The sequence below is a fragment of the Roseisolibacter agri genome (assembly GCF_030159095.1).
Lineage (GTDB): Bacteria > Gemmatimonadota > Gemmatimonadetes > Gemmatimonadales > Gemmatimonadaceae > Roseisolibacter > Roseisolibacter agri.
The window spans coordinates 298404-321211 of the sequence record NZ_BRXS01000003.1; the positions used below are offsets into that span (position 1 = coordinate 298404).

Consider the following 22808-nt stretch of genomic DNA (forward strand, 5'->3'; position numbering starts at 1 on the left):
TCATCAGGGTCCGGCGCGCCGGCCGCCTTCTGCCATTGGAGGGGTGCGGACGCTCCGGATGGAGACGGATGCTTCGGATCGCTCCGCGCCGCGGCGACGTCCCATGCGCTCCGAGGAACGATCCGCGTGATCCGTTCAGATCCGAAGCATCCGCGTCTTCCCCAATGGACCATCAGGCCCGGCGCGCCGACGCGTCCCGAGGCCGTTCACGGAGCACGCAGCTCCGCGATCAGTCTCCCGCCTGCGGCACCGGCGCCGGCGCCGCCCCGTGCGTCGGGCGCGTCTTCCGGAAGCGTGCGCCGAGCGCGGTGCGCCAGCCATCGAAGATCTCGTAGACCGTCGGGATCACGAACAGCGTCAGCAGCGTGCTCGTGATGGTCCCGCCGATCACCGCGCGGCCCAGCGGCGCGCGAAAGTCGCCGCCCTCGCCGCTGCCCAGCGCGACCGGGATCATGCCCGCGATCAGCGCCAGCGTCGTCATCAGGATCGGGCGCAGGCGGATCGCGCCGGCCTCGATCAGCGCCTCGCGGATCGGCAGGTCGCCGCGCTCGTGCGTCCACTTCGCGAAGTCGATCAGCAGGATCGCGTTCTTCGCCACGATGCCCATCAGCAGGATCACGCCGATGAGCGACATGATGTTCAGCGAGTCGCCCGTGAGGATGAGCGTCAGCACCACGCCGATGAGCGACAGCGGCAGCGAGAGCAGGATCGCGATCGGATCGAGGAAGCTGCCGAACTGCACGACGAGGATCAGGTACATCAGCATCACCGCCACGCCGAGCGCGGTGAAGATGCTCCCGAACACCTCGGCCTGGCTCTCGACCTGGCCGCCGGCGACGACCTCGTAGCCCTCGGGCAGCACGAGCCCGCGCATGCGCTGGTTCACGCCCGCGGTGACGGCGCCGAGCGCCGCGCCCTCGAAGTTGGCGCCGACGGTGACGACGCGCGCGCGGTCCGCGTGGTCGATCTGCGCGGGTCCGAAGCCCGGCGTGATGCTCGCGACCTGGCCGAGCGGCACGACCGCGGGCCCGCCGCCCGGACCGGCGCCGGGCAGCACGAGCGGGATGCGCTGCAGGTCCGCGGGGCTCTCGCGCGCGCCGGGTGGGAGCCGCACGCGCACGTAGCGCGTCTCGCCGGTCGGATCGACCCAGTTGCCGGCGTCGACGCCCGCGAACGCGGGGCGCAGCGACTGCGCGATCTGCCCCACGCTCACGCCGAGCGCGCCGGCGAGCGCGCGGTTCACCTCGACGCGCAGCTCGGGCTTCTGCCCCTTGGTCGAGAGGCCGACGTCCACGGCGCCCGGCGTGCGCCGCACGATGGCCGCGACCGAGTCGGCCAGCCGGTTGAGCGTGGTCGCGTCGGGGCCGCGCAGCTGCAGCTGGAACGGCTTCTGGCCGCCGGCGGGACCGCCCGCCTCCAGCAGGTAGGCGGTCACGCCGCCCAGGCCGCGCAGCTCGCGCCGCAGCCGCGCCCCGAACTCGGCCTGCGTCACGGCGCGCGCGGCGCGCGGCACCATGCGCACGTACACCGACGCCGCGTCCACCGCGCCGGATCCCGACGCGCTGCCGACGGTGGTGTACGTGTACGCGACCTCGCGGTGCGTGCGCACCTGCCGCGCGACCAGCTCGGCCTGCAGGCGCGTGTACTCCAGGCTCGCGCCGGGCGGCGACTCGACGGCGACGGTCAGCTCGCTGCGGTCGCTCTCGGGCGTGAAGCCGAACGCGCCGAAGCGCGCCTGCAGCGCGATCGCGCCGACGAACGAGCCGACGGCGAGCGCGATCATCGCCAGCCGGTGGTCGAGCGCCCACGCCACGCCGCGGCGGTAGCGCGTGGCCTGCCGGTCGAACCAGCGGTTGAAGCGGTCGAGCGCGCGCGCGATCGGGTTGCGGCGCTGCCCCTCCTCGATCTCGGGGTCTGGCCAGTAGGCCGAGAGCATCGGGTCGAGCGAGAACGACACGAAGAGCGAGACCAGCACCGACGCCGCGATGGTGAGCGCGAACGGCTTGAACCACTCGCCCGCAAAGCCGCTCATGAAGCCCACGGGCACGAACACGGCGACGATCGAGAAGGTCGTCGCGGCGACGGCGAGCCCGATCTCGTCGGTGCCCTCGCGCGCGGCGTCGAAGTGGTCCTTCCCCATCTCGACGTGGCGCACGATGTTCTCGCGCACCACGATGGCGTCGTCGATCAGGATGCCGATCGCCAGCGAGAGGCCGAGCAGCGACATGGTGTTCAGCGTGAAGCCGAACACCCAGAGCGGGACGAAGCTCGCCAGCACCGACACGGGCAGCGCGAGGCCGGTGATGACGGTCGAGCGCCACGAGTTGAGGAAGAGGAAGACGACGAGGACGGTGAGCACCGCGCCCTCGACGAGCGCCTCCTGCACGTTGCGCACGGAGTTGCGCACGCGCTCGCCCGCGTCGCGCACCACCTCGACGCTCACGCCCGCGGGCACCTGGCCGCGCAGCCGCGCGATGCGCGCCTTCACCGCGTCGCTGACCTGCGTGGTGCTGTAGCCCTTGGCCTTCACGACGTCGAGGCCGATCGCCTCGCGGCCGTTGTAGAGCGCCGCGCTGCGCCGCTCGGCGCTCCCCACCTCCACCGTGGCGACCTGGCCGAGCGGGATGCGCACGCCGCCGCGCTGGGCGACGGTGAGGCTCGCGAACTCCTCGGGGCGCGTGAGGCGCCCCTCCAGACGGATGGCGCGCTCGGTGATGGGGCCGGTCACCTGTCCCACGGGCGCGGCGAGGTTCTGCGCGCGGAGCGCGGCCACCACCTGGTCGACGCCGACGCCGCTGGCCGCCAGCCGCTGCGGGTCGAGGACGACGTTGAGCGTCGCGCTGTCGGCGCCGGCGACGTTCACCTGCGCGACCCCCGGGATCGAGCGCAGGTCGCCGGCGATCTGCTGGTCGGCGATCTGCGTCAGCTGCGCGGGCGTGAGCGTGGCGCTGGTGATGGCGAGCGACACGATCGGCAGCGCGGCGGGATCGAAGCGCTGGATGATCGGCTCGATGATCTCCTGCGGCAGCTGCGCGCGCACGGCGCTGATGGCGTCGCGCACGTCCTGCGTCGCCTGGTCGACGGGCTTGTCGAAGTCGAACTGGACGATGATCTGCGCGAAGCCGTCGGTCGACGTCGAGTTCAGCTTGTCCAGGCCGCTGATCGCGGCGACGCGGTCCTCGATGCGGTCGACGACCTCGCGCTCGACCTGCTCGGGCGAGGCGCCGGGATAGGCGACGCCGACGAAGACGATGGGCGCGTCGATGTCGGGGAACTCGTCGGTCTGCAGGCGCAGGAGCGCGACGAGGCCGAAGACGACCAGGGCGATCATCGTCACGACGGTGACGATGGGACGCCGGATGGCGAAATCCGAGATGAACATGGCGGCGGTTGGAGCTTGTGGCGTGCCAACGCGCGCGCCCTGGCGTGCGTTGCCGCCGCGCTCGGCTGCTTCGGATTCAGCGGCTGGTGAGCCGGCGGGCGCGGCGGGCAGCGACGCGCGTCGGGGGCACGCTCGGCGCTCGGCGCTCAGCGCTCGGCGCTCATCGACAGACGTAGCTCGCCAGCACCGCCTGCACCGCGTAGATGCTCAGCCGCCGGTTGAACGTCGTGGTGAACGGCTCCGCGCGTCCCGACACCCAGATCCGCAGCTCGGCCTCGAGGTCGAAGTGGCCCGCCGTCTCGACGCTGAAGTGCGTGATCGCGCGGTACGGGAGCGAGTGGTACTCGACCTTGCGGCCCGTGGCGCCCTGCTTGTCGACGAGGATCAGCCGCCGGTCGGTGAACAGCATCGCGTCGCGCACCAGGACGTAGGCCCGGTCGATCCGCTCGCCGGTGGCGAGCACGCGCGCGAACTCCTCCTGCATCTCCGTCGCGTCCACCTCCGACGCGTTGCCCAGCAGTCCGTCCAGGAGACCCACGGGTCGCTCCGTCCGTGAAGGGTGGGTGAGGAACGCGCCGGCGGCGGCGCGGCGTGGCACGGGCGCCCGCCCGCGAGCGTACGATATCTTCCCGGCGCCACTCCCGCGTCCGTCGCCCCGAGGCCACCGCCCGTGACTCCCGTCGTCCGCTCGCTGCTCATCGCCACCGTCGCCGCCTTCTTCCTCCAGAAGACGCTGCCCGGCCTGACGGAGGCGTTCCTGTTCGTGCCGCAGCTGCTCTGGCGCCAGCCGTGGACGCTGGTGACCTACATGTTCCTGCACGGCGGGCTCACGCACCTCCTCTTCAACATGCTCGGCCTGTTCTTCTTCGGGTCGCGCGTGGAGTCGCGCATCGGGTCGCAGCGCTTCGCGACGCTGTACTTCCTGAGCGGCATCAGCGGTGCGCTGCTCTCGCTGCTGCTCTCGCGGAACCCGATCCTGGGCGCGTCGGCGGGCGTGTTCGGCGTGATGCTGGCGTTCGCGCACTTCTGGCCGGACGAGCCGATCCACATCTGGGGCGTGATCCCGGTGCCGGCGCGCATCCTCGTGATCATCACGACGGTGTTCACGCTGTGGAGCGGCATCTCGGGCGGCGGCGGCGGCATCGCGCACTTCGCGCACCTCGGCGGCTACGTGGGCGCGTGGCTCTACATGCGGTGGCTGGACCGCGCGCGCACCGACTTCCGGCGGAAGGCGACCTCGGCGCCGCCCGAGGTCACGCGGCAGATCCGCGGCTTCGACCGGATCGACCGCTCGACGATCCACGAGGTGAACCGCGGCGAGGTCGACCGGATCCTCGACAAGATCAGCGCCGGCGGCGTGGAGTCGCTGACGCCGCAGGAGCGGCTCTTCCTGTCGAACTTCGTCCCGCTCGACGACCGGATGCCGCCGAAATCGTGACCGGCGCGGAATCCGAACGGCGAATGGCATTGCAAGGATGAAGATCGGATAAGGTCCGACAACGACGGATGGCTCCGCGTGGTGGCGAGGAAGGTCGCCCGACGCGGAGCCATCCGTCGTTATCAGATCTTGTCAGACTTTCATCCTTGCGAAAGCAGTTCGCCCTTCCGTCGCGAAACGCCAGACTCCCGCACGAGCGCGGTCACTTCCACGACATCGCCGGGATCGTCGCCTTGTGCTTGAACGGCCCCGCGGCCAGCTGCGCCCAGCCGTTCGGGATCCCGTCCACGAGGCTGTAGCTGTACACTGACACCCCGGTGATCGCGCGGTCGTGCGCCAGGTCGAGCTGCGCCTTCATCTCGTCCCACCCCTTGATCGCGCCGACGCCGACGTACACGTGGCGCCCCGCCTGCCGCTCGATGCGCGTGATGTGGTCGTCCATCACGCACGTCCAGTCGAGGCTCGAGCAGTAGACCGGCTTCACCGTCCACGAGGCGGACGTCGCCGTGGCCGGGTAGTTCATCGGCACCTCGACGTCGAGATAGCCGCCCTGCGCCCACGCCTGCGGGTCCTGGAACAGCTCGGTGAGGCTCCACTGGGCGCTCCACCCGGTGCGCTGCTGGTAGCCGGGGAACACCGCCGCGGAGAGCACGAACGACGGGTTCACCGCGCTCACGCTGTCGCGCACCTCGCGCACCGCGCGGTTCACGAGCTGCTGGCGGAACGTCACGAACGCGGCCGTGAAGTCGCTGGTCGGGCGCGCGCCCGTCTGCTGGCGATAGGCTTCCTGCGTCGCCTCGTCCCAGCCGAAGCGGTTGTACCCCGCGATCTGCCCCGGGAAGCGGATGCGGTCGAGATGGATTCCCTTCAGCCCCTTCGGCCCGTAGCGGCGCGCGAGGTCGGCCGAGACGCGGGCGAGCTGCGCGCGCACCTCGGGCACCGCCGGCGAGACCCACATGTACTCGGACGCGAGCGTCGCGCTCGTGCAGTTCTCCACCTGGCGCATGATCGCGCCCGTGGTCGAGTTTCGCGCCGCCGCGCTCCACTGCGGGTTGGCCCGGAGCCAGTTCATCGGCGTGCTGTTGATGAACTGGCTGCACGCGGTCGTGCCGCCCGCGATGAAGCCGGTGAGCGCGTTGACCCACGCGTGCACCTCGATGCCACGCTTCGCCGCCTCGGCCAGTGCGACGTCGAGCGGGTCCTGCGCCGGGCGCGTGCCTCCCAGGCTGCCGCACATGCGCGGCGAGCAGGGCTCGATGTCGGAGAAGTAGAGCGCGTCGCCCGACGTGCGCACCTGGAAGTACACGACGTTGAAGTTCGCGCTCGCCGCCTTCTGCATGATCGTGGCGATCTTCGCGAAGTCGACGGACGTCGCCGTGGTGTACTCGAAGCGCGTGACCCAGAGCGCGCGTGCCTCGACCGGGTTGCCCACGGTGACCGGCGCCGTACCGCTCACGCCCTCGGACGTGGCGGTCAGGGTCGCCGTGCCGACGTCGCGGGCGACGACCGTATCGCGGTCCGCCAGCACCGCGAGGACCGCCGGCGCCGACGAGCTCCACGCGATCGCGCGGCCCGTGAGCACCTTGCCGCGCTTGTCCTTCGCGACGGCGCGGATGGCCGTGCGGCGGAACTGCGGCAGGCCGATCGTCGCCGGCACGACCGTCACCGTCGCCACCGGCTGCGGTGTCACGCGGAGCGCCCTCACGCCGTGGACGCCGTCGACGGCGGCGTCGATCACCGCGTCGCCGACCGCCAGCGCCACGAACTCACCCGCGTTCGTCGTCGGCGCGGCGACGGTCCGGGGCGTGGCGCTCCACGTCACCTCGCGTCCCAGCAGCGGCACGCCGGCCGAGTCGAGCGCGGCGGCGGTGAAGGTCGTGCTGTCGTCGACCGCGATCGTGCCGGCGCCACTCACCACCACCGAGCGCACCGGCACGGGCACGACGCTCACCTGCACGGTGTCGGCCCACAGCCCCTCGCGGTGCGCGACGACGACGCGCGTGGCGCCCAGCCCCTGCGCCGCGAGCAGGCCCGTCGAGTCGACGGTGACGACCGCCGGATCGAGCGACGCCCAGACGACCGTCCGGGCCTCGGCCGGCGCGGGCAGCGTGCGGCCGGACTTCGTCTTCAGCGTCGCGTCGAGCTGCCGCGTCGTGCCGCCGCGCTCACCCGGCGCGGCCGTGGGCGTGCGCACCATCAGCGTGACATCGGCCGCCGAGGCGCCGACCGTCAGGTCGAAGCGGGGAGCGGCGTCGGGCTGGCGGGCGTCGGGCGCGGTGCCCTCGCCGCAGGCCGCGGTCGAGAGGAGCAGGGCGGCGGCGCCGGCGCGTCGGGCGCGGCGCGGGTACGCAGGATTCGTCGTGGCCACGAGATCGCGATGCGGGAAGAAGACGCGCCGCCGTCATACCGGGACGGCGGCGCGACAATCTCCCTTCGGGACCGTCGGCCAGCAACGGTGCTCCTGACCCTCCTATCGGCCGCGCGGCGGATCGAGGATCACGTCGATGCGGTCGGCCATGTCCTGCCAGTGTGCGCGCGCCATCCCCGCCGACAGCGCGGCCGAGCGACGCGCGGTGTCGCGGAGCGTGCGCAGCTCACCGCGGGCGAGCGCGGGGAGGTCCGTGCGCGGCACCGCCGGCGGCGCGAGCAGCGCCGGGAGCTGCTGCCCCGGCCCGCCCGGTCCACCGCCACCGCCGGCGCCCTGACCGCCGGCCGGCGGCGCGGGCGGCGCCACGAGCGCGCCGAGCCGCTCCACGTGCACGCGCTGCAGCGCGCGGCGGTTCGCGTCGGGCGCGGCGACCGACGGCACCGCGCCCCACAGCGCGCGCCGCACGTCCGCGAGGTACGCCGTCGGCGCGTAGGCCGCGTCGGGCGTGCGCGCCTCCGCGTCGGCGAGGCGCGCCAGCCGCGCGGCCGCGAGCATCTGCGTCAGCACCGCCGCCTGCGCGTTGGCCAGCGACGACGCGCCCGACTGCGGGCCGATGCGCGACAGGATCTCCTCCGGCGCCAGCCACGCCGGCGTGCGCAGCACCTGCTCGGCCAGGAACGCCACCGCCTCGCGCTGGCGCGCGCGCGGCACCGCGCGGTACGCGGGCCCCGCCTGGTCCGCCGTGCGCGCGTCCACCTCCACGCCGCCGATCGTCGTCACCGCGTGGTTCATGTACGTCGCCCACATGCGCATCGCCTCGCCGTACAGCTCCGCGAGGTCGTCGTAGTCCTCGCCCGGCTTCGTCGTCCACTCCACGAGGCTGGGCACCACGCGGCGCAGGTTGGCGACCGCGTACGTGCCGGCGCGCACCGGATCGTCGCCGAGGTCCTCGGTCTGTGCGCGTGGGTCCACGCCGCCGAGCTGCTGCGGCACGTAGCGGTAGGCCAACGGGCCACGCTGCGCCATCAGCCAGCCGTGCAGCGTCGCGCGCTCGTCCTCGGGGGTGCGCGCCTGCGGGAGCGCGCGGTAGCCCCAGTTGATCACGAAGTCGTCGTACGGGCCGAGGCGTCGGATGAAGTCCTTCGGCGCCAGCCCGTCCCCAGGCTGCGCGACGTAGTTCTGCCGCGCGTAGTCCATGATCGTCGCCGACACGCCGTAGCGCCGCACGAACGACGCGCGCCGCAGCGAGTCCACCGGGAACGCGCTCGACGCCACCATGTTGTGCGGGAGGCCGAGCGCGTGCCCCACCTCGTGGGTGATGACCTGGCGCATCGTCTCGCCCATGAGCTCCTCGGGGATCTCGAGCGTGCGCGCGGCGGGATTCGCGGCGCCCGTCTCCACCATCAACCGGTTGCGGTACGACCGCATGTGGTTGTGGTACCACGTGATGTCGCTCTCGATGATCTCGCCCGTGCGCGGGTCCGAGGTGCTCGGCCCCACGGCGTTGCGCACGAGGCTCGCGGCCCAGCGCACCACCGAGTAGCGGATGTCCTCGGGATCCCACTCGGGGTCCTCGGCGCGCGACGGCGGATCCTTGGCGAGGATCGCGTTCCGGAAGCCCGCGACCTCGAATGCCTTCTGCCAGTCCTGGATCCCCTGCCGCACGTAGGGCCGCCACTTCGCGGGCGTCGCCGGATCGAGGTAGTAGACGATCGGCTTGATGGGCTCCACCAGCTCCCCGCGCAGGTAGGCCGCGGTGTCCTTGGGCTCCAGGCGCCAGCGACGGATGAAGCGCTGCGACGCGGCCTTCTGCTCGTCGAGGCCGTAGTTCACGCGCTCGACGGCGAAGAAGCCGACGCGCGCGTCGGCGTAGCGCGGGCGCATGGGCGTCTTCGGCAGCAGCACGAGCGACTGCCGCATCTCGAGCGTCAGCGCGCCGCCGCTGCGGTCCGACGGCGGCTCGGCCGCGTCGAACGTCTGCGTGTGGCGCACCTCGACGTTCATCGGGAAGCTGCGCACCGTGCTGACGTAGCTGCGCGCGGGGTCGAGGCGGCGCACCTGGTACTGGCGGCGCTGGGCGGCGGTGAGCCCGGCGATGGCGGGCGTGTCGCCGGCGAAGAAGTCGGTGACGTCGACGACGGCGGTCGCGCTGTCGCGGCCCCCGGCGCGCCCGAAGGCCTGCACCGGGAAGGCGGCGAGGATCGGGCCGACGTTGTTGCTGGCGACGGAGAGCGCGATCGGGAGCGAGTCGTCGGCCACGGCGTCGAAGCCGATGCTGCGAAGCACGAGGCGGTCGCCCGTGCGCTCCCAGCGGACCACGCGGTCCTCGACCGACGTGCCGGCGGAGACGAAGCCGTCGAAGTTCGACGGCACGCCGGCGACGCGGCTGACGAGGAGGAAGTCGCGCGCGAGCAGCGAGTCGGGCACCTCGAACAGCCACCGGTCGTCGACGCGGTGGACGGTGATGCCGCCGGCGTCGGTGACGGCGCGCGCCGTGACGACCTGCGCGTACGGGCGCGGCGCGCGGCGCGGCGGCTGCGCGCTGGTGGGGCCGCCGGGCGTCGCGGGTGCGCCCGCCGCAGGAGGCGTCTGCGCGGGCGTGGCGGGGGGCTGCGCCATGAGCGGCGCGAGGGGAAGCGCGGCCAGGGCCGCGAGCACACCGGGGCGGACGGAGCGTCGCATGGGATGGGGTGAGGGGCGGCGGCAAGGTACGGCCGGGGGCAGTCCGGCGCCGCCGCACGGCGGCATTTCGACCGTTGTCGCACAACCCGTCGCGCGGTGGACGCCCGCCGCGCCGCTCGCTAGCGCCGCTGCGCGCGCGCGCAGCTCGCGGGCAGCACCTCCAGCACCGCGCCGGCGAGGGCGTCCGCCAGCTGCGGACGGCGCAGCGCGCGGCGCCGCACGAGGCGGATGGTGCGCGTCGGCACCGGGTCGTCGAAGGCGCGCACCAGCCGGCGCTGCGCCGCCGTGGGCAGCTCGGCCGCCGCGAGCGCCGGCAGCAGCGTCATCCCCTGCCCGCGCTCGACGAGGCGCTTGAGCGTCTCGAGGTTGCCGCTCTCGAACCGCGCGCGCCCGGGCCCCGTTGGCGCGGCCCCGCGCGCGCCGCGCGCCTCGCGCTGCCCGCACAGCCGCACCGCCTCGCTGCGCAGACAGTGTCCCTCGGCCAGCAGCCAGAGGTCGTCGAGCGAGAGGTCGGCCGCGGCGAGCGTGTCGCGACCTGCCAGACGGTGCCCCGCGCCGACGTAGCCCACGAACGGCTCGTGGAAGAGCGCGCGCTCGTCCAGCTCGGCCGCCGGCCCGGCCGGCGTCGCCAGCAGCGCGACGTCGAGCGCGTCGTGGCGCAGGCCATCGAGCACGTCGTCGGTGAGCCGCTCCTCCACCACGAGCTCCAGCCGCGGATGGCGGCGCGCCAGCTCGTCGAGCACGCGCGGCAGCAGGTACGGCGCGAGCGTCGGGATGACGCCGAGGCGCAGCTCGCCGGCGACGTCGCCGTCGGCGCCCTGGCCGAGCTCGACCACGCGCGCGGCCTCGCGCAGCACCACGCGCGCCTGCGCCGCGACCTGCGCGCCGAGCGCGGTGGGGACGACGGGCGCGCGCGTGCGGTCGAAGAGCGTGGCGCCGAGCGCGCGCTCGAGCTTCCCGAGCTGCATCGAGAGCGTCGGCTGCGTGACGTGGCAGGCGGCCGCGGCGCGCCCGAAGTGGCGGTGCGTGTCGATGGCCACGACGTAGGCGAGCTGCGTCAGCGTGAGCGAGCCGAGCTGGGCGAGCGGTGCATCCATGCCCGCAGCATAGACGGGCTCGATGGGAGAAGCAACGGAATCGATTTCCCCGATGAACCCATCCGCAGACGCGGAGACAGGGCGAGTCGGGTGGTCATGGTCTGGCGCGTCGGCTCCGGCGGCGGGACGGGCTGCGGCTCCCACTGATCGCGGTCGCTGCGGAGCCCCCGACGGCGCTGCGCGCGTCGGGTCTCCTTGCTGCGATCAGAGGTCGCCTTCGCCCGCCCCGCCGCCTTCGCCAGCAGGCATGGTCGCCCTGGCCGGCGCGCTGGCCGCTCACCGCTCACCGCTCACCGCTCACCGCTCACCGCTCACCGCTCACCTCCCATCCACCCGAAGAGGGACGCGCGCCGACAAACCCTCCGCCGACTGCCGCTGTCCCATACCCGCCTGCCTTCATCGTCTCCCTGGCCCGAGCCTGCCATGCGCGCTGCCGTCCTCCCGACCACGCTGCGGATCGCCCCCGCCCTGCTCCTCCTCGTCGGCGCCTCCGCGGGCGCGCAGGCGCGCGACGCGCGCGAGTGGCTGGAGGACTGCCGCAGCGGACGCTGGGGCGGCGACGACGCGCGGGCGTGCGACGTGCGCGAGGTGACGCTCCCCGCGCGCGCGCGCGTGGTGGTCGACGGCGGCGACAACGGCGGCGTCACGGTCACCGGGTGGGACCGCAACGAGATCCGCGTGGTCGCGCGCCTGCAGGCGCAGGCCGACCGCGACGCCGACGCGCGCGCGCTGCTCCAGGACCTGCGCATCGAGACCGACGGGACGATCCGCGCCAGCGGGCCGCGCCGGCGCTCGCGCGAGTCGTGGTCGGTGAGCTTCGACGTCTACGTGCCGCGCCGCACCGACCTGTCGCTCGACACGCAAAACGGCGGCGTGCGCATCTTCGACGTCGAGGGCGCGGTGCGCTTCAGCGCGGTGAATGGCGGCGTCGTGCTCGACGACCTCGCGGGCGACGTGCGCGGCGAGACGCAGAACGGCGGCGTCAACGTGACGCTCGCCGGCAACCGGTGGCGTGGCGAGGGGCTGGACGTGCGCACGCAGAACGGCGGCGTGCGCCTGTCGATCCCGTCGGGCTACGACGCGCAGCTCGAGACGGGCACGGTGAACGGCCGCTTCGACATCGACTTCCCGATGACCGTCAGCGGCCGCATCGACCGCACGATCCGCACGCAGCTGGGCTCCGGCGGCCCGACGATCCGGGTGCGGACGACGAACGGCAGCGTGTCGGTACGCCGGCGCTGACCAGCGCGCGACTCCTCGCTGCGCCGCGGCTCGGCGTGCGAGGCGCGAGCATTCGGCAAGTCCGGCGCGGCGCTCAAACCCGAGGTCCTTCGCGGCGCTGCGCGCGCCCGGGGCGACAACGCGTGGCGGCGGAAATCGTCCTGGCAGGCGGAGGCGACCTGTGATCACAGCAAGGAGACTCACGCGCAGCCGTGAGGCTCCGCAGCGGCCGTGATCACCGGGAGCCGGAGCCCGCCGCGACGATGCCCGCCGCGGCGCGACGAACCCCGAGGCCTCAGCGCTGCAACCGATACCCCGTCTTGCGCACCGTCAGCAGGTGCCGCGGATTGGCCGGATCGTCCTCGAGCTTGCGGCGCAGCTCCAGCACGTGGGTATCGACCGTCCGACTCGTCACGCTCGCGTCGTAGCGCCACACCTCGCGCAGCAGCTCGTCGCGCGTCACCACCGCGCCGTCGTGCCGCAGCAGCGCGACCAGCAGCTCGTACTCCTTCGGCCGCAGCGCGATCGGCGCGCCGGCGCGCGTCACCTCGTGCGTCGCCGGGCACACCTCCACCGCGCCGAAGCGCTCGCGCGGCGGCGCGGGGCGCGCGGCGCGGCGCAGCAGCGCGTCCACGCGCGCCAGCAGCTCCAGCAGCCCGAACGGCTTGGTGACGTAGTCGTCGGCCCCCAGGCGCAGCCCACGCACCTTGTCCGCCTCGTCGCCGAGGGCGGTGAGCACGAGCACCGGCGTCGCGTCGCCCGCGCCGCGCAGCGTGCGCAGCACGTGGAAGCCGTCGCCGTCCGGCAGCATGAGGTCGAGGATCACGAGGTCCGCCGCCTCCGCCTGCAGCGCCGCGAGGCCGGCCTGCGCGCCGCCCGCGACGCGCACCGCGTAGCCCTCGAACGCGAGGTTGTGGCGCAGCCCCTCGGCCAGCACGGTGTTGTCCTCGACGACCAGGATGCGGCGCGCGCCGGCGCCGTTGGCGGAAGACGACGTCGCGGCGCTCACGCCAGCGCCTCCGCGACCGCGTCGCGCGCGGGCGAGTCGTGCGCGATCGGCGTCGGAACCTGTGCCACGGGCAGGCGCACCGACACGCGCGTGCCGCCGCCGGGGGCCTCGCCGATCCACGCCTCGCCCTCCATCGCACGCACCAGGTCCGCGACCACCGCGAGTCCCAGCCCGCTCCCGGTGCGGTCGCCCGCCTGCCGGTCGCGCGCGAGCCGCACGAACGGCAGCCACACGCGCTGCCGGTCGCGCGGCGCGATCCCCGGGCCCGCGTCGTCCACCGTGATCCGCACCGTCGTCTCCGTCTCCGCGATCGCGGCCACGCGGATCGTCTGCGCGGGCGCGCCGTAGCGCAGCGCGTTGTCCAGCAGGTTGAGGAGGATCTGCCGCAGCGCGCCCGCCTCCGCGCGCGCGCCGAGCGTGGGCGGCACGTCGGTCGTCACCCGCATGCCGGCCGCCTCGGCCAGCGGCGCGAAGCCGTCGGCCACCTCGCGCACCAGCGGCGCCAGCGCGACGGCCTCCGCGCGCACCGGGTTCGCGCGCCGCTCGGCGCGCGCGGCGTGGAGCACGTTCTCCACCATGTGCATCAGACGCCGCGCCTCGCGCACGATCGTGTCGGCCGCGGCGCGCCGCTGCGCCTCGTCGTGCACGCGGCCGAGCGCCAGCGTCTCGCCGAAGAGGAGGATCTGCGCCAGCGGCGTGCGCAGCTCGTGCGACACGCTCGACGTGAAGTCCGCGCGCAGCCGCACCAGCTCCTGCTCGCGCCGCAGCTGCCGCAGCGCCAGCAGGCCGAGCGCGCCCGTGATCGCGGCCAGCGCGCCGACCACGAGCACGCGCGTGCGACGCTGCGCGGGCACGAGCACGCGGCCCGCCGCGCCCGGCCCCTCGAACGCGCGCAGCGTGAGCCCCGCGACGCGCCGCTCGGCCACCACGGGCGCATCGGTCACAGCGGCCGCACGCGCCGGCGAGCGGCCGAGCAGCGTGCCGGCGGCGTCGCGCACCTCGATCGTCAGCAGCGAGTCCGCGAGCGCCAGCGACAGCGCGTCGCCGCCCGCGCCGGTGCGCCGCGCGGCGCCCAGCAGCGACGCGCCGAAGACGTCGTCGCACGTCACGAGCGCGTAGACCGCGAGCGGCGCGTCGAACGGCGCGCGCTTGACGCCGAGCGCCACCACGCGCCCCGCCATCGCGCCGGTGCCGGCGACGATCGCGTAGCCGCCGTCGGTGGCCGCGGCGCCACCGTGCGCGATCGTGCGCGCCGCGCCCACCGCCCACGCCGCGACCGCGGGCGGCACGTGGCCGGCGACGTCGAGCGATCCGTCGCGCAGGTCGAGCCGCAGCCATCCGGGCGACGGGACCATGCAGGTGAGCCGCGTCCCCATGCGGTTCGCGAGCACCGTGGGCGACGGCAGCAGGTCGTAGGGCGTGGCGGCGCGCCCCTCGACCGCGGGACCGAGCGACGTCGCCAGCGCCTCGCGGAGCGCCACGGCCGTCGCGTCCAGCGCATCCCGCCCGGTGGCCGCCAGGTGCTCGCGGAGCACGCGCGCGCTGGCCACGCGATGCGCGCCCACCTCCTGCTCGGCCTCGAAGGCGAGCAGTCCGGAGAGCAGCAGCGTGAGGAGCAGGAGGGCGATGAGCGCGCGCGCGTCCGGCGCACCGGCCAGCGCGCCACGCGAGCGGCGGGCGGGCATGTCTGTAGCGAACCCCCGCGTGCCGGCGGGCGCAAGGTGTGGCCTCGAGGGCCCTCTCCGCCTGACCGGCTTCTGACGGAGGGGCGCCGGGCTGCGGGCTGCGGATCCTTGGCCCGGACGCGTCGGCGCGCCGGACCTGTTCTCCATTGGAGAGGATGCGGATGCTCCGGATCGGAACGGATCACTCGGATCGCTCCGCATGGCGGCGACGCTCCCTGCGCCGGTGCGGAGTGATCCGCAGCATCCGCCGCATCCGAGGCATCCGCGTCCTCCCCAAAGGCAAAGGGTCCGGCGCGCCCACACGGGCCACGAGGCATGGTGAGCAGGTCCCTCGCGATGCTCGGGACGACACCTGAAACGCGCGCCGTGGGGCTCGAGATCCGCAGCCCGCAGCCCGCGGCGCCGTTCACCGCCAGCGCACCACCGCCAGCACGTCCGTGTAGTCGTCCGTCCACAGCCGCACGCGGCCGTCGGCCTGCAGCGGCGACCAGCCCTTCACGCCGCCCAGCGAGCCGAAGGCGGCGGAGTCGCGGGCGAGGGCGATCCACTTGGAGGTCGTCACCGCGGGGTCGCGCTGCACCGCGCCGCTGACGTCGCGCCCCACGAGCCCCGACAGCCGCGCGTCGCGCGCCAGCTCGGCCACCACGGGCTCGAGGTCCAGGTAGCGGTTGCTGACGTGTACCATCAGCACGCCATCGGGCGCGAGCGCGTGCAGGTAGGCCGCGAGCGCCTCGCGCGTCAGCAGGTGCGTCGGGATCGCGTCGGAGCTGAACGCGTCGAGCAGGATCAGGTCGTAGGACGCCGCGGGCGCCGCCGCGAGCCGCAAGCGCGCGTCGCCGAGGACGACGTCGACGGTGGGCGGGCAGTCGCGCAGGTAGGTGAACAGCTGCGGGTCGCGCGCGATGCGCTCCATCAGCGGGTCGATCTCGTAGAACGTCCAGCGCTCGCCCGCGCGGCCGTGGCAGGCGACGGTGCCCGTGCCCAGCCCCACCGCGGCCACGCGCCGCGGCGGCGACGTGGGCGCGAGGCGCGGCGCGACCGACAGCAGCACGCCGAGCGGCCCCTCGCGGTGGTAGTAGCTGAGCGGCGTCGTGCGGCGCGAGGGCGAGCGGTCCTGCGTGCCGTGCAGCGTCGTGCCGTGCTGCAGGTAGTGCATCGGCGACGCGTCGCGCACGGTGTAGGCGCCGTAGAAGCTGCGTGCGCGCAGCAGCACGCTCGCCTGCCGCGCGCGCTGGCCGAGCGCACCACCCGCCAGCAGCGCCGCGACGCCCAGCGCGAGCGCCACGCGGTCCGCGCGCAGCAGGAACGACAGCAGCACCGCCGCGCCGCCGTACCAGACGGCGGCGTTCACCTCGGCCGTGCGCGGCACGATCGACAGCCGCGACGCGGCGGCCCACGCGACCACCCCGATCGCCAGCGGCATGGCGACGCGACGGAGCGCGAGCGCGAGCGGACGCCGGTCGGGCGCGGGCGCGGCGAGGCCGGCGATCTCCTGCAGGCGCGCGCCGAGGCGCGTGTGCGCGGGCGGCGGCGCCGGATCGACGGGCGGTGCGGCGAGCGCGCGCGCCGCGGCCGCCAGCGCGACGCTGATCGGATACTCGGCCAGCCCGGTGAACAGCGCGGGCGCGAGCAGCGCGTTGAACACGCCGCCCAGCAGCCCGCCGAGCGAGATCCACAGGTAGTACTCGGTGAGGTGCGCGACGTCGGGGCGCGACTCGGCGAGCGTCTGGTGGCACCAGAGCGCGACGATGCCGAACGCCACGAGGTGCGCCGACGCGACCGGGCCGAGCGGCGAGTTGGCGCCGAGCGCGACGAGGATCGCCAGCACGGGCAGCACGCCCGCCGCCGCGCGGTCGAGCACCAACGTGCGCGGACGCAGCCCGGGCGCGAACGCGACGATGAACGTCAGCAGGTACATCGCGAGCGGCACCACCCAGAGCAGCGGCACCGGCGCGACGTCGGTCGAGAGGTAGCGCGTGACGGCCAGCAGCAGCGCCGACGGCACGAACGCGAGCAGCGTCCAGCGCGCGCGTGCGCCGCGCGTGACGCCCCCCGACGTCGCCGTTGCCACCGCGTCGCGCGTGCGCGAGGCGCGCAGCGGTCCGCCGCCGCGCGCGACGACCGCCGCGCATGCCAGCAGCACCGCGCCGAAGGCCACGTACGCGCCGCTCCACCAGCGCGACTGCGCCGCGAGGCCCAGGCGCGACTCGATCAGCAGTGGATAGCCGAGCAGCGCCACGAGGCTGCCCGCGTTGCTGGCGGCGTAGAGTGCGTAGGTCGCCGCGTCGTCGCCGGCGTGGTCGGGCGCGGTCTGCGCGCGCCAGGCCGCGAACCAGCGCTGCAGCAGCGGCGCGCCCGCGCTCAGCACGAGGAACGGTGCGCCGACGGCGCCCAGCAGCAGCCGCACCACCCACGCCGACGGGCCCCACGCCTCGACCGCGATGCCGGCGGCGCGCACCGCGACGGGAAGCGCGAGCAGCGAGAGCCCGAACAGCGCGAGGTGCACGACCGCCTGGCCGCGCGTCGTGCAGTGGCGCGCCAGCGCGTGCGCGTACAGGTAGCCGACGAGCAGCAGCGCCTGGAACGTCATCAGGCAGCTGTTCCACACCGACGGCGTGCCGCCGAGCAGCGGCAGCAGCTGGCGGCTGACCAGCGGCTCGACCGCGAACAGCAGCGCGGCGTTGGCCGCGACGCCGACGACGAACAGCGTCGTGACGGCCGCGGCGTGCGAGGGCGGCGCGTCCGGCGCCGCGGTGGGCTGCGGCGCGGCCGCGGTGGCGGTCACGCGCTGCCGATGATGGCGTCGGCCTCGATCTCGATCAGCATCGCCGGGTCGACGAGCGCCGTGATGCCGTACATCGCCGTCGCCGGCCGCACGTGCCCGAACACCTCGGCGTGCGCGCGCCCGTACTCCTCGAAGCGCGCGATGTCGGTGACGAACATGCGCGTGCGCACCACGTCCTCGACCGACGCGCCGGCCTGCGCCAGCGCGGCGGCGACGTTGGCGAGCGCCTGCCGCGTCTGCGCGTAGGCGTCGCCGGGATGCATCAGGCGCCCATCCGGCCCCGTGGCGGTGGTGCCCGAGACGTGCACGAACGGTCCCGCGCGCACCGCGCGGCTGTAGCCCACGCGTGGCTCCCACGGCGTGCCGCTGGAGACCAGCTGCCGCGCGAGCGGCGGGGACGAGGGATCGCGTGTCATGATGCGCGGCACGCTAACCCTCGCCCCACGCGCCAGCAACCAGCGCGACTGGCGGCGATCAGCGCGGCGGGCGCTGCGCCATGTCGAGGATCTTGCCGAGGATCCCGCCGATCTTCGGATTGCGCTGCGCGGCCCGCGCCTCGGCGGTGCGCGCCTCCTGCTCCAGGTAGTCGGGGATGCCGTCGCCGTCGCTGTCGACCATCGACGCGTCGGCGGGGCGCTGCGCGCCGCCCATGCCGGGGATGCCCGTCCCGCCACCCATCCCGCCACCCATGCCCGGGATCCCGAGCCCGCCGCCGCTCGCCACCGCGCCGTCGGCGGTGCGGCCCTGCCGGCTCTTCATGATCGCGGCGAGGACGATCGGCGCGAGGATCATCAGCAGCTTGCGCGTCTGGTCCGAGTTGAGGCCGGACGCCTGCTGCACGCCGTCCTGCACCGCCGGCTGCGAGCGGCCGAGGATGCTGCCGAGCACCCCGCCGAGGTCCATGCCGCCCATGCCACCGCCCGCGCCGGCCGCGTGCCCGCCGCCGCCCAGCATCCCGCCGAGGATCCCGCCCAGGCCGCCACCGCCGAGGACGCCGGCGAGCGCGTTCGCGCCCTCGGGCTCGCGCGTCCCCGCCGCCATGCCGCCGAGCATCATCGGAAGCGCCGCCTCGACGGCCTGCTCCGTGGCGGCGGGGTCGGCGCCCACCTGCTGGCTGATCTGCTGGACCTGCTGCGGCCCGAGCTGCTGATGGATGAGGTCGAGAAGGCTCACGGCACGACTCCGGATCGGATGGGAAGCGACCGCGCCGCGCGGGATCGCGGCCGGGGCCCACCGCTCCGGGAAGAAGCGCGCCGCCGCGCTCAGCGACCCGTGACCGCGAACAGCGAGAGCACCAGCGTGTGGTTGCTCTCCGAGACGCGCGAGCCGCCGCGCTGGATGAACTGCTGCATGTAGCCCGCCTCCGCGCGCAGCCGCGGCGAGAAGCGCCAGCCCGCCTGCAGCGCGGCGCGGCTCTGGTCGAAGATCTGCCCGTCCGGGCTCTCGCCGACGTGCACCAGCAGCTCGCCCCACGACGTGAGGTACGCCCTGGGCAGCGCGACGCCGAGCGCCTGCGCGTCGACCGTGGCGCGCGTGAGCGCGCGGGCGCGATGGCGGAAGGCGTAGCCGTCGTGCGCCGCGACGCCGTCCACCGTGCGGATGCGTCCCACCCAGCGCTGCTCGGTGCGCAGGCGGTGCGACCACGCCACCGCGCCCGTGCGCGACGGGAACTGCAGCATCTGCCACGTGCGGTGCTCGGGGAACGGCGCGGCCGCCGGCGCGTCGCCGTAGACCGACGTCCCCGCGTACGCGTAGCCCGCGCCCAGCAGCGCGCCGCCGCCCAGCTGGTACAGCACGCCCGGGCGCAGCACGAGCTGCTGCGGCGTCTCGCCCGCGAGGTCGGCGCGGCGCAGCTGCGCCTCGAGGCTCAGCGACCAGCGCGCGTCCAGCCGGTGCTCCCCGAACAGCTGCAGCCAGCTGTGCGTGTTGGTGGCGGCGCGGCGCGCGGGCGTGGTGGCCTGCGCGTGCGCGCGGGCGGCCCCGCCGATCGCGAGCGCGCCGGCGGTGAGGACGAGCAGACGATGCATCACGCGCACATCACGAGCGTGGGGTCCAGGGGCGCGGCGGCGCGGGCGGCTCGCGCGTCGAGTAGCGCAGCTTCGCGTCCACGAGCTGCACGCGATGCTTCGGCTGCCCGCCGTACACGTGCTCCGCGAGCCACTTCGACTCCGCCTCGAGCGACGCCTCGGGCACGTCGCGCCACCACGCCTTCAGGCGGCCGTTCTCGCCGCCGCTCCAGCGGTAGCCGCGGCGCTTGAGGACGTCCTTCGTCTCGAACGGGCTGTCGCACGCCCAGATGCGCGCCGTCTTCGCGCGCGCGCAGTCCAGCAGCACCTCCATCGCCAGCTTCCCCGACGGCAGCCGGCTGGCGAGCAGGTGGATCGCCATCAGGCAGTCGGCGTCCGCGCGGTGCGCCTCGTAGAACATCCGGCACATGCGGTACGCCAGCCACCCGAGCTTCGACGACTCCAGCCCCTCGGCGCGCCAGGGCACGTCGTCGCAGCTGCACGCCCAGTGCTTCTCCGCGAACAGCGGGAAGCGGCGCTCCAGGTGCGGGCGGTCGAAGCGCGCGTTGTGCGCGAGCACCAGCGCGGTGTCGGCGAGGATCGCCTCGACCTCCGCGTCCGGGATGCGCTGCCCGTCCACGTCCGCCTGCGAGATCCCCGTGAGCGCGGTGATCTCCTCGGGGATCGGGATGCCCGGGTCCTCGTACCAGTTGCGGCACGCGCCGACCGCGAAGATCCGCCCGTCCTTCGCGAACTCGAACGGGATCATCGCCAGCTGGATGATCCGGTCGTCGTCGCCGAGGCCCGTCGTCTCGACGTCGACGAAGAGCGCCTGCTTGGTGGGCGTGCCGTCGGGCGCGTGGTAGTGCGGGCGCGGCTCCAGCTTCTCGATGACCTGGTAGCGCCCCGACGCCGTCAGCGCGTCGATCAGCCGCCGCTCCGTCTCCGCGTGCGCGGTCGTCTGTGCGACGCCGTCGGCGGCTCCGGGGACGAAGCCCCAGGCGTCGGCGGTGGGCAGGCGGTCGGCGGTGGGCATGCGGCAGCGGTGTCTCGGAAGCGTCGCCGCGAGGATGAAGGTCGGCGCGGCCCGACGCAATAGAACACGCGGCCGCGCGCGCCGGAACCGGGGCGGCGGAACGTCAGCGCGTACGCGGCGGGAGCGACGGAGGCGGCGGCACCGGATGGGTGCCCGTGTGCACGCCGCGATGCAGCCCGTCCACCGCCAGCGCCTCGGCCTCCGCGAGGAAGGTGCGCAGGAGATCGAGCTGGTCGCCCAGCGCCGCGGCGTCGCGGCCGCGCGGCGGGACGCCCACCAGCACGTGCTCGATCGCGTCGCCCAGGTGCGCGAAGTCGCGCGCCAGCAGGCTCGCGTCCCAGCCCAGGCGCCCGCGCTGGCCGCCGTGCCGCTCGGCCAGCAGCGCCTTGAACGCGCCGCCGTCGGCGATCAGCGAGCCGCGGTCGGCCGCGTCGTCGTCGAGCACCGCGAAGTCGTGCGCCATCGCCGCCAGCAGCGCGCCCGCGTGGCCCTCCAGCGCGGGGCGCGTCGCCTGCGCGGCGCCCGGCAGCGACGCGTCCTGGCGCAGCGCGGCCACGTAGGCGGTGAGCACGTCGGCCATGCGCGCCAGCAGCCGCTCGCCCAGGCGCACGCGCGCCTCCCAGCCGGCGGTGGACGCGGGCAGCCGCAGCGTGAACGTCGAGCCCTCGCCCGGCGCGCTCTCGACGGCGATGTCGCCGCCCATCAGGTGCACGAGCTGGCGGCTGATCGCGAGCCCCAGCCCCGTGCCGCCCACGCGCCGATTGAGGCCGCCGTCCACGCGCACGAACGGCTCGAAGATGCGCGCGTGCTCCGACGCCGGGATGCCGATGCCCGTGTCGCGCACGGCGACCGCGACGCGCGGCGCGCTGCCCGCGTCCTCCACCGCGCACGCGACGGTCACCGTCCCGCCCTCGGGCGTGAACTTGACCGCGTTCGAGAGCAGGTTGACGAGGATCTGGCGCACGCGGTCCGGATCGCCCACGTAGCGCAGCGCGCGCCACGCCTCGGCGTCGGGCGCGACGAGCGCGACGCCCTTCGCGTCGGCCTGCGGGCGCACGAGCGCCAGCGCCGCCTCCACGACGTCCGCCAGCTCCGCGGGGCGCCGCTCCACACTCAGCTCGCCGGCCTCGATCTTCGACACGTCCAGCACGTCGTCGATGAGCGCCAGCAGGTGCCGCCCGCTCGCCTCGATGCGCGTGAAGTACCGCCGCTGGTCGTCGCTCACCGGCCCCGCGACGCCCATCCCCAGCAGGTCCGCGTAGCCCAGGATCGCGTTGAGCGGCGTGCGCAGCTCGTGCGACATCGTGGCCAGGAAGTCGCTCTTGGCGCGGCTCGCCGACTCGGCCCGCGCGCGCGCCTCCTCGAGGACGTGGTTGGCGTGGGCCAGCGCCTCCTCGTCCGCCTTGCGGCGCGTGATGTCGCGCGCGATCCCGAACACGCCCGCCACCGCGCCCGACGCGTCGCGGAAGGCGCTCTTGGTCACCAGGTAGGTGCGGCGCGCGTCGCCGTCGCCGGTGACCACCTCGATGGTCTCGCTGCCGCCGCCCGCCAGCACCCGCGCGTCGCGCGCGCGCGCCGCCGCGGCCCGCTCGGGCGGCAGCAGCTCCTCGTCCGTGCGGCCCACGATCTCGCCGGCCGGCCACCCCATCGCGCGCGCCGCGGCGGCGTTGCACAGGAGATAGCGCCCGTCGCGGTCCTTGGCGTACGCCGGATCGGGCGAGTCCTCGAACATCGCCTGCAGCAGTGCGTGCTGCGTCGGCGCACCGGCCGCGTCGGACGCGCGCACGCGGCGGCGCGCCGCCAGCGCCGCGATCGCGACGACGGTTGCGAGCAGGCCGACGGACCCCGCGACGGGGCCGGCCGAGAGCTGGAGGAGGGACGCGAGCATGGGAGGGAAGGCCCGGGGCGGGCCGGCGGTGCGCCCGGGCGGGCGCGGCGACGCGGGAGGGGGGCGTCACCGGGTGCGCCTCGCCGACGCCGGTCGTCGCGCGCGGGGCGGAGCACCCGGGGTAGTATCGGCATCTGCACCGCCGGGCGACAGGGCAATCGCTGATACCCCGTGACACGCGTCGCGTGCGGTCCGCGCCGGCGGTCGAGCC

At 74.8% G+C, this 22808-nt stretch carries 15 protein-coding genes; 2 read left to right on the top strand and 13 right to left on the bottom strand.

All coding sequences use genetic code 11. The annotated features are described in order from the left end of the window. Positions 1-229: 229 nt before the first annotated feature. Together rosag_RS09965 and rosag_RS09970 are read right to left on the bottom strand one after the other, a co-directional pair. Positions 230-3382, bottom strand: coding sequence for an efflux RND transporter permease subunit (locus rosag_RS09965; protein WP_284349957.1), 3153 nt, complete (start codon positions 3380-3382; stop codon positions 230-232). 160 nt (positions 3383-3542) lie between these two features. Beyond that, a complete protein-coding gene (locus tag rosag_RS09970) occupies positions 3543-3920 on the bottom strand; it encodes a PH domain-containing protein (RefSeq protein WP_284349958.1) in 378 nt (125 codons plus the stop codon). Between the two features lie 132 nt (positions 3921-4052). On the opposite strand from rosag_RS09970, the gene rosag_RS09975 reads away from it, so the two are divergent. Beyond that, a complete protein-coding gene (locus tag rosag_RS09975; protein ID WP_284349959.1) occupies positions 4053-4820 on the top strand; it encodes a rhomboid family intramembrane serine protease in 768 nt (255 codons plus the stop codon). A gap of 202 nt (positions 4821-5022) precedes the next feature. On the opposite strand, the gene rosag_RS09980 is transcribed toward rosag_RS09975, so the two are convergent. From rosag_RS09980 to rosag_RS09990, 3 genes are all read right to left on the bottom strand, one after another. Continuing rightward, positions 5023-7188 (bottom strand): family 10 glycosylhydrolase, encoded by a 2166-nt coding sequence (locus tag rosag_RS09980; RefSeq protein WP_284349960.1) that lies wholly within the window; start codon positions 7186-7188, stop codon positions 5023-5025. Between the two features lie 102 nt (positions 7189-7290). Beyond that, positions 7291-9870, bottom strand: a complete 2580-nt coding sequence (locus rosag_RS09985) for a zinc-dependent metalloprotease (protein WP_284349961.1) — start codon at positions 9868-9870, stop codon at positions 7291-7293. A gap of 119 nt (positions 9871-9989) precedes the next feature. Next, complete coding sequence (locus rosag_RS09990; protein WP_284349962.1) at positions 9990-10967, bottom strand: LysR substrate-binding domain-containing protein; 978 nt, start codon at positions 10965-10967, stop codon at positions 9990-9992. A gap of 423 nt (positions 10968-11390) precedes the next feature. Between rosag_RS09990 and rosag_RS09995 the strand changes: the two genes are divergently transcribed. Next, positions 11391-12209: a DUF4097 family beta strand repeat-containing protein gene (locus rosag_RS09995; protein ID WP_284349963.1), complete on the top strand. Its 819-nt coding sequence runs from the start codon at positions 11391-11393 to the stop codon at positions 12207-12209. 274 nt (positions 12210-12483) lie between these two features. On the opposite strand, the gene rosag_RS10000 is transcribed toward rosag_RS09995, so the two are convergent. From rosag_RS10000 to rosag_RS10035, 8 genes are all read right to left on the bottom strand, one after another. Then, positions 12484-13197, bottom strand: a complete 714-nt coding sequence (locus rosag_RS10000) for a response regulator transcription factor (RefSeq protein WP_284349964.1) — start codon at positions 13195-13197, stop codon at positions 12484-12486. After that, positions 13194-14882, bottom strand: a complete 1689-nt coding sequence (locus tag rosag_RS10005) for a sensor histidine kinase (RefSeq protein WP_284349965.1) — start codon at positions 14880-14882, stop codon at positions 13194-13196. The genes rosag_RS10000 and rosag_RS10005 overlap by 4 nt, the downstream gene beginning before the upstream one ends. Positions 14883-15288: 406 nt before the next feature. Continuing rightward, positions 15289-17667 (bottom strand): fused MFS/spermidine synthase, encoded by a 2379-nt coding sequence (locus rosag_RS10010; protein ID WP_284349966.1) that lies wholly within the window; start codon positions 17665-17667, stop codon positions 15289-15291. Continuing rightward, on the bottom strand, positions 17664-18083 hold the full coding sequence (locus rosag_RS10015; protein WP_284349967.1) for a RidA family protein: 420 nt from the start codon (positions 18081-18083) through the stop codon (positions 17664-17666). Before rosag_RS10015 ends, rosag_RS10010 begins: the two co-directional genes overlap by 4 nt. Positions 18084-18141: 58 nt before the next feature. Next, positions 18142-18840: a DUF937 domain-containing protein gene (locus tag rosag_RS10020; RefSeq protein ID WP_284349968.1), complete on the bottom strand. Its 699-nt coding sequence runs from the start codon at positions 18838-18840 to the stop codon at positions 18142-18144. 89 nt (positions 18841-18929) lie between these two features. After that, a complete protein-coding gene (locus rosag_RS10025) occupies positions 18930-19694 on the bottom strand; it encodes a DUF2490 domain-containing protein (protein WP_284349969.1) in 765 nt (254 codons plus the stop codon). A gap of 10 nt (positions 19695-19704) precedes the next feature. Beyond that, positions 19705-20709: a 3'-5' exonuclease gene (locus rosag_RS10030; protein ID WP_284349970.1), complete on the bottom strand. Its 1005-nt coding sequence runs from the start codon at positions 20707-20709 to the stop codon at positions 19705-19707. A gap of 103 nt (positions 20710-20812) precedes the next feature. Continuing rightward, entirely contained in the window at positions 20813-22597 is a 1785-nt protein-coding gene (locus rosag_RS10035; protein ID WP_284349971.1) for a PAS domain-containing sensor histidine kinase, read from the bottom strand. Between the last annotated feature and the right edge of the window lie 211 nt (positions 22598-22808).

Bases quoted from the DNA above. Each gene is read 5' to 3' on its own strand.
- rosag_RS10025 (WP_284349969.1), bottom strand. From the start codon at position 19,694: ATGCATCGTCTGCTCGTCCTCACCGCCGGCGCGCTCGCGATCGGCGGG.
- rosag_RS10005 (WP_284349965.1), bottom strand. From the start codon at position 14,882: ATGCCCGCCCGCCGCTCGCGTGGCGCGCTGGCCGGTGCGCCGGACGCG.
- rosag_RS10015 (WP_284349967.1), bottom strand. From the start codon at position 18,083: ATGACACGCGATCCCTCGTCCCCGCCGCTCGCGCGGCAGCTGGTCTCC.
- rosag_RS10030 (WP_284349970.1), bottom strand. From the start codon at position 20,709: ATGCCCACCGCCGACCGCCTGCCCACCGCCGACGCCTGGGGCTTCGTC.
- rosag_RS10035 (WP_284349971.1), bottom strand. From the start codon at position 22,597: ATGCTCGCGTCCCTCCTCCAGCTCTCGGCCGGCCCCGTCGCGGGGTCC.
- rosag_RS09965 (WP_284349957.1), bottom strand. From the start codon at position 3,382: ATGTTCATCTCGGATTTCGCCATCCGGCGTCCCATCGTCACCGTCGTG.
- rosag_RS09995 (WP_284349963.1), top strand. From the start codon at position 11,391: ATGCGCGCTGCCGTCCTCCCGACCACGCTGCGGATCGCCCCCGCCCTG.
- rosag_RS09985 (WP_284349961.1), bottom strand. From the start codon at position 9,870: ATGCGACGCTCCGTCCGCCCCGGTGTGCTCGCGGCCCTGGCCGCGCTT.
- rosag_RS09990 (WP_284349962.1), bottom strand. From the start codon at position 10,967: ATGGATGCACCGCTCGCCCAGCTCGGCTCGCTCACGCTGACGCAGCTC.